This window comes from Butyricicoccus sp., assembly GCF_050872565.1.
GTDB lineage: Bacteria > Bacillota > Clostridia > Oscillospirales > Butyricicoccaceae > Butyricicoccus_A.
This window is the reverse complement of sequence record NZ_JBNMHC010000097.1, coordinates 1-6859: the sequence shown is the minus strand read 5'-3', so window position 1 is coordinate 6859 and position 6859 is coordinate 1. Positions and strand designations below refer to the sequence as shown.

Annotated in this window: 6 protein-coding genes; all 6 read right to left on the bottom strand. The window is 50.3% G+C overall.

Annotated features, from left to right (window positions below; genetic code table 11):
• Window positions 1-278: 278 nt before the first annotated feature.
• From ACR0P9_RS05635 to cysW, 6 genes are read right to left on the bottom strand one after another with little or no spacing between them, the layout of a single operon-like run.
• Window positions 279-1973 carry a sulfate adenylyltransferase subunit 1 gene (locus ACR0P9_RS05635; protein ID WP_432618130.1) on the bottom strand — a complete coding sequence of 565 codons (1695 nt, stop codon included), beginning with the start codon at window positions 1971-1973 and terminating at the stop codon, window positions 279-281.
• Window positions 1973-2872 (bottom strand): sulfate adenylyltransferase subunit CysD, encoded by a 900-nt coding sequence (gene cysD / locus ACR0P9_RS05630; RefSeq protein WP_432618128.1) that lies wholly within the window; start codon window positions 2870-2872, stop codon window positions 1973-1975. Before cysD ends, ACR0P9_RS05635 begins: the two co-directional genes overlap by 1 nt.
• Window positions 2873-2887: 15 nt before the next feature.
• Window positions 2888-3199 carry a 4Fe-4S dicluster domain-containing protein gene (locus ACR0P9_RS05625; protein ID WP_432618126.1) on the bottom strand — a complete coding sequence of 104 codons (312 nt, stop codon included), beginning with the start codon at window positions 3197-3199 and terminating at the stop codon, window positions 2888-2890.
• Window positions 3183-4856 carry an adenylyl-sulfate reductase subunit alpha gene (locus tag ACR0P9_RS05620; RefSeq protein WP_432618124.1) on the bottom strand — a complete coding sequence of 558 codons (1674 nt, stop codon included), beginning with the start codon at window positions 4854-4856 and terminating at the stop codon, window positions 3183-3185. Before ACR0P9_RS05620 ends, ACR0P9_RS05625 begins: the two co-directional genes overlap by 17 nt.
• A 14-nt stretch (window positions 4857-4870) precedes the next feature.
• Window positions 4871-5947: an ABC transporter ATP-binding protein gene (locus tag ACR0P9_RS05615; protein ID WP_432618122.1), complete on the bottom strand. Its 1077-nt coding sequence runs from the start codon at window positions 5945-5947 to the stop codon at window positions 4871-4873.
• Between the two features lie 3 nt (window positions 5948-5950).
• Window positions 5951-6769, bottom strand: coding sequence for a sulfate ABC transporter permease subunit CysW (gene cysW, locus ACR0P9_RS05610; protein ID WP_432618120.1), 819 nt, complete (start codon window positions 6767-6769; stop codon window positions 5951-5953).
• Window positions 6770-6859 lie beyond the last annotated feature (90 nt).

The window sequence follows — 6859 nt, the reverse complement described above, 5'->3', positions numbered from 1 at the left end:
TCCATATCAGCAACCCACAGCGGAAGCACATCCTCCGGCATTCCCATTTCCCGTGCGAAATCGTACTTAAAGCAATTGGTTCCTCTGCGCTCTATGACCGTATCAAAATCAACCGACATGGCATTCACCTTTCCAAAAAAGTCTAGCGTATATAGTATAGCATAATTCCCACCGATACAATAGGTTACTTTTACACAAAATCCCCTGTCTATAAAAACCGGCAGCTTGTCCTATTTCTCAGACAAACTGCCGGCTGTGGAATCAATCGGTTTTTCCTATTAAATTACGTAATCTTCTGCTTCACCGTTGCGAAAAACAATCTTACGGAAGGTCTCAAAATGCAGCAGCGCATTGAGCTTTGCTTCGTCCTGCGTAACTGCAGTCAAATACTCTTCCAGTGCGTCCTGCGTCGATACAGCAATCGCATTGCCATAGGCATCAACCAGCGGAACACCGTCTACCTGATACTCTGCCAGCGGCAGAACCTCTGCATAGATACCATTGATGATGCGAACAACCTGCTTGCTCTCGCGGGCAATGATGTCAAAGCTGTCCGGATATGCATAACCTTCGCCAGTCAGCGGCAGCTTATCGCCAATCTTGAACTGAACGCCCTGCGGATCGTAACGGCCAACCAGACCGGAATCCAGCTGCATGTAAACCGTCTCGAACAGATGGGTCTTAACGGTGCCATCCTCGCTCTGGAACTGTACGGTGCGATCTGCGGAGGAATTCTGTACCAGCGCTTCTACCACGCCGCACGCAGAGGTCATGTTGGTGACACGGTCAATAAACAGAACTTCGCCCAGCGTCTTGTGGTTTTCAAAGGTATCTACCGGAATCTCTTCTGCTACCGTGATGTCGCAGTAAGCGATCTCGTTCTTCTTGAGGCTGTGTGCCTGTACCTGCTCGCCGGTGTTTACATCGGTCTTATAGCGGATCGAGCGAATTTCGCCCGGAATCGTGCGGGTGCCAACCTTGACAAAGTATTCCTTGCCCTCAGTCAGTGCATCGTCATCCATCCACAGCAGAGTAGCCTGGAATGCCTTTGCGCAGGAAATATGGCTGTCCTTGGTCAGAACGCGGCCGCGGGAGACGTCAATCTCACGATCCAGCTGAATGGTTACCGGCTGACCGGCACGAGCGGTCTGTGCATCCTTGTCGCCGATCAAAATCGACTTAACATGGGCACTCTCTTCACTCGGCTGTACATGGATTTCGTCACCGACGGAAATTTCGCCTGCTTCAATCTGACCCTGGAAACCGCGGAAGGTATGATTCGGACGGCATACGCGCTGTACCGGCATATAGAAGCCTTCCTCATGCGATGCCTCATCAATATCTACATTTTCCAGATAATCCAGCAGGGTTGTGCCGGTGTACCACGGCATCTGCTCCGAATGCTTGGTCAGGTTGTCGCCTGCCGTTGCAGATACCGGAATGATCTTAACGCTGTACAGCTTGAGTTCTTCTGCCAGAGCCTGAATATCTGCCTCAATCTTGCGGAAGGTCTCCTCGCTGTAGCCAACAAGGTCCATCTTGTTGAGGGCAAAGACGAAGTAACGAATGCCCATCAGCGCACAGATTCGTGCATGACGGCGGGTCTGCACGAGCACGCCCTGCGATGCATCGACCAGAATGATTGCCAGATCAGCAAACGATGCGCCAACAGCCATGTTTCTGGTGTATTCTTCATGACCCGGTGTGTCCGCTACGATAAAGCTGCGGTTGTCTGTGGTGAAATAGCGATAGGCAACGTCAATGGTAATGCCCTGCTCACGCTCTGCCATCAGACCATCCAGCAGCAGAGAGTAGTCAATCTCGCCGCCGCGGCTGCCGACCTTACTGTCCAGCTCCAGTGCCTGTTCCTGGTCCGTATACAGCTTTTTGGTGTCGTACAAAATATGTCCGATCAGTGTGGATTTACCGTCATCCACACTGCCGCAGGTAATAAACTTTAACAGATTCTTCATTAGAAATAACCTTCTCTCTTTCTACGCTCCATGCTTCCGGCTGCTTCCTTATCAATCACGCGGCTGGTTCGTTCAGAGGTAACGGCGGATAATGTTTCAGAAATAACTTCATCAAGAGTCGTTGCCGTGGATTCTACGCCGCCAGTCAGCGGATAGCATCCCAACGTACGGAAACGCACGCTCTTCATCATCGGTTTTTCGCCCGGCAGCAGTCTCATGCGGTCATCATCAACCATGATGAGGTTGCCATCGCGCTCGACAACCGGACGCTCTGCTGCAAAGTACAGCGGTACGATGTCGATGTTCTCGCGCTGAATGTACTGCCAAATATCCTTTTCTGTCCAGTTGGACAACGGGAATACGCGAATGCTTTCGCCCTTGTGAATCTTGGTGTTGTACAGCTTCCACATCTCTGGACGCTGATTTTTCGGATCCCAAGCCTGTGCTTCGTTACGGAACGAGAAAATACGTTCCTTGGCGCGAGACTTCTCTTCGTCTCGACGGCCACCGCCGAATGCTGCGGTGAAGCCATACTTCTTGAGTGCCTGCTTGAGTGCCTGCGTCTTCATAATATCGGTATACGCAGAACCGTGGTCAAACGGGTTAATGCCCTTTGCCACGCCGTCCTGGTTGGTGTAAACCAGCATGTCAATGCCGAGTTCCTTTGCCTTGCGGTCACGGAATTCGATCATTTCCTTAAACTTCCAAGTGGTATCTACGTGCAGGAACGGGAATGGCGGCTTTTCCGGATAGAATGCCTTCATAGCCAGATGCAGCATAACCGAACTGTCCTTGCCGATGGAATACAGCATAACCGGACGCTCACACTCGGCTGCCACTTCTCTCATAATATAAATTGCCTCTGCCTCTAATTGGTCGAGGTGGGAAAATTCACTCATCGTCTTCAACTCCAATCAATATTGATTCGCATTTCGGCTATCTACGGTAATGGTCTCTTCCGACGCATCCGGTCGGCTGACGATCCAGTGCAGCAAACTGCCGTCTTTTTTTACTGTCATGCGGCATCCTGCGCCGCCAATATCTGCTCCTAAGTACAGGGAAATCGCATGTGCCGGACATTCCTTGACACAGGACGCGCAGCCCCAGCATTCCATCGGGTATCGCATTTCTGCCTTTTTCTGCGTCATGCGAATCAATGTGCCGGGACAAATCTCTGCGCACTGACCGCAGCCAACACACTTTGTCCGGTCAATTTGAATGCTCATAGACTTCATACCTCCCTGTTAACTCTCGATGAATCATATGAATCTCTCCATTTTCATATCGAGAATTGACATATTTCAACCAGCTGTCATCTGTCTCCGGATGATCCAGATTTTCTGCAAAGCAGTGCCAGCGTGTTTCCTTTCGATCTGCCAGATGGGCAATAACCACGCGACAGACAAGCAGTCGTTCTTTCAGCTCAAACAGGCGAGTCAGCTCCTGCATGTCTGAAACATGTACGCTGTCGCTCAAGGTAATCAAGCGCAAGATCTTTTTGTCTGCCAGAGCCAAACCGGATTCTGTAAATCCATAGTCGGTGCGGATACCGCCTGCGTACTGATCCATGACACCCTGCATGGCTTCTTCCAAATCTTCTGTGGTAAACATCGACGTGTTGGAAAAATACGAGGCAATCTCGGTCTGCTTTTCGTTGATGAAGGTATCCGGAATGCTTCCCTGCTCTCCGGCAAGATAAGCAACAGCTGCTTCACCGGCGATTTCGCCCTCTGCCAGTGCACCGGTCACATACTTCTGCGGGCTTCCGCCAGCGACATCACCGGCTGCAAACAAGCCGTGTACCGTTGTCATACGCTTGGCATCGACCCAATATCCACTCGCGGTATGTCCGCCGATGATATACGGCTCAGTGCCTTCGATTTCGACATTTTCTTCATCCGGCGAGCTGCCGTTTTCCAACCACTTGAGGGTCTGAGACGGAGCCATGTTGAGATATGCCTTTTTCAAGCTGTCTGCCTGTTCCTTGGTAATACCCTTGGTGCGCAAATAACAAGGACCGCGGCCTTCTCGGTTTTCCATCACTGTGCCGTACACGCGCTGAGAAGTCGTCAAACCGTATTTCTGTTCGTAGACTTCGCCGTGTGCATTGACCTGCTTGGCGCCGACGCCTTGTGCCAGCGTACCGGTCGGGGCGATGGTGTCCTTGCATCGCAGAGCGATAAATCGCATCTCAAACGTTGTCATCTCTGCACCGGCACGAATGCCCATCGCATAGCCTGCGCCGGTATTAAACGGCGGGTACCACATCTTGTGACGAGAAAATCCCGGATTGTTCGGACGATACAAGCCAGCCGCGCCGCCGGTGGCACAGATACATGCCTTGCAGCTGATGGCGTACAGCTTTTCTTCCAATACCGCGTTGGCAAATACGCCCTGTATGGTATTGTCTTTGACAATATAGTCAATAGCATTGACATGGTTGAGAACCGTGACATTCGGACAATTCTTAACGGCGTCTGCCAAAATCGTCTTAATATTTTCACCATTGATCTTAATGTTTCGATTGCCGCGTGTGACGTAATTTCCCTTTTCATCTTTCAGAATAACTAAGCCCAATTCCTCCAGATGATGAGTTACCTGATTCAGACGCTCACTCATGCTGAGGAGCAAATCCTCTCGCACGATGCCGTGCGCATCCTTTTTCGCGTAGTCTACATAAAATTCCGGCGTCTTTCCCGGAACGATATATGCATTGAGCGCATTGACGCCAGCTGCCAGGCAACCGCTGCGGCGAATGTCCGCTTTTTCCAGAATCAAGATCTTTGCATTCGGTGCCTGTTTCTGTACAGTCATCGCTGCATAGCAGCCTGCTGCACCGCCGCCAAGAATCAGAATATCTGTTTCCAATTGAACGGTCTTCACAAAAACACCTCCTGTTAGATAAATACGGAATCCGGCGATGTCAGCGCCGCATTCTCAATGACATATGCCTTTTCGTCATCGAAGGCATAGACACGATAAATAAATACTTTGACGTTTTCTCCTACTTCAATCGGTGCTTCGTCCAGCAGTCGCTTTGCAGTGAGAACACTGTCCTTGACGCGAATCTTCAGCTCAATTTCGCTTCCGCGGAACGCTGTAGATTCTACCACGCCCTCTTCCGAACCGATTGGATATTTGAGGTATTCGCCCTGCTTTGTCACCGTGATATATTCCGGTCGAACAGCTGCGTGCTTCGCACGGACATCTGCATTTTCAAAACCGGAAAACTTTTGGAAGTTCTCTACAACAGAGGACTGTCCGATAAACTGCGCCACAAATGGGGTGTGCGGCGTGCGATAAATGTCTTTTGGAGAACCAATCTGTTCAATTTGTCCCTGATTGGTAATGATAATCTGGTCCGCAACTTCAATGGCTTCATCCTGATCGTGGGTAACGAAAATACTTGTTACACCGACAGAAGAAATCATCTCGCGCAGCCAGCTGCGAAGTTCCAAGCGAACCTTGGCATCAATCGCCGCAAACGGCTCATCGAGCAGCAGCAGCTGCGGCTGCGGTGCCAGCGCACGGGCAAAGGCAATTCTCTGCCGCTGTCCGCCGGAAAGCTGATTTGGATACCGATTCTCTAAGCCTTCCAAACCGACCAGCTTGAGCATTTCCTGTACACGCTCTTTGATGCGCTGTTTCGGCCACTTCTGTATTTTCAGGCCAAACGCTACGTTATCATAAATCGTCATGTAGCGGAACAGCGCATAGCTCTGAAAGACAAATCCAATGCCTCGCTTGCTCGCCGGTACATCGTTGACCACTTTTCCGTCAATCAAGATGTCGCCGCTGTCTGCGGTTTCCAGACCCGCCAGCATACGAAGAATGGTTGTTTTACCGGAGCCGGACGGACCGAGCAGACCGACGAGCTTGCCTTTTTCAATTCCAAAATTGATATTTTTTGATGCCTGAAAGTTGCCAAAGCTCTTATTGACACCCTTCATCTGCACATAATATTGTTTTTCCATTGCTTACTCCTCGTTCTTCTTTCCTCGGTACTCCAGCACGCTGCGCAGAACCAGAATGATGATCGCCATGACAACCAAGATTGCCGACATGGCAAAAGCACCGGTAAAATCATAGCCCTGATACAGCAGCTCAATATACAGCGGCATCGTGTTGGTCTTGCCTCTCAGATGTCCGGAAAGAACCGATACGGCACCGAATTCGCCCATCGCACGAGCGGTGCACAAGACAATGCCGTACAGCAGTGCCCACCGCATATGCGGGAAAGTAACTTTACTGAAAATCGTCCAGCCCTTTGCACCCATCAGTGCAGCAGCTTCTTCTTCCTCTGTTCCCGCCGCCGTCAACACCGGAATGATCTCGCGGGAGATAAACGGAAACGTCACAAAGACAGTCGCCATAATAATGCCCGGAACGGCATAAATAATCTTGATGTCCATGCTCTTGAGGAGCGGATATAAGCTGCTCTGTCTGCCATAGGTCAAAACAAAGATTAAGCCTGCAATAATCGGAGAAACCGTAAGCGGAAGATCAATCAGAGTAGAAATCACTTTCTTTCCACGGAACTGAAATTTTGTGATGCTCCATGCGGCGAACAATCCGAAAATGGTATTGAGTACCACAGCAAACAGTGTCGCCTCAATTGTCAGCTGCACCGATTTCAGTGCATATTTGTCCGTGACTGCCGCCAAGAACGGCTGAATGCCCTGACGGAACGCCGTAACCAGCACATATACCAGCGGCAGTACCAACATCACAACGAGAAACAGGATGCTCACTGCGATCAGAAGCCATTTGACAGCTCCGGATGATTGTTTTTTCACAGCTTGTTTCCTCCTTACTCGATACCGCTGATAATTTTAGACGAGCGGCTCTGCAAAACCGCATTGATAAACAGAATCAGGAATGCTGCT

Excerpts from the sequence above, each read along its gene's own strand:
- ACR0P9_RS05635 (WP_432618130.1), bottom strand. The coding sequence starts at position 1,973 with ATGAAGAATCTGTTAAAGTTTATTACCTGCGGCAGTGTGGATGACGGT.
- cysD (WP_432618128.1), bottom strand. The coding sequence starts at position 2,872 with ATGAGTGAATTTTCCCACCTCGACCAATTAGAGGCAGAGGCAATTTAT.
- ACR0P9_RS05625 (WP_432618126.1), bottom strand. The coding sequence starts at position 3,199 with ATGAGCATTCAAATTGACCGGACAAAGTGTGTTGGCTGCGGTCAGTGC.
- ACR0P9_RS05615 (WP_432618122.1), bottom strand. The coding sequence starts at position 5,947 with ATGGAAAAACAATATTATGTGCAGATGAAGGGTGTCAATAAGAGCTTT.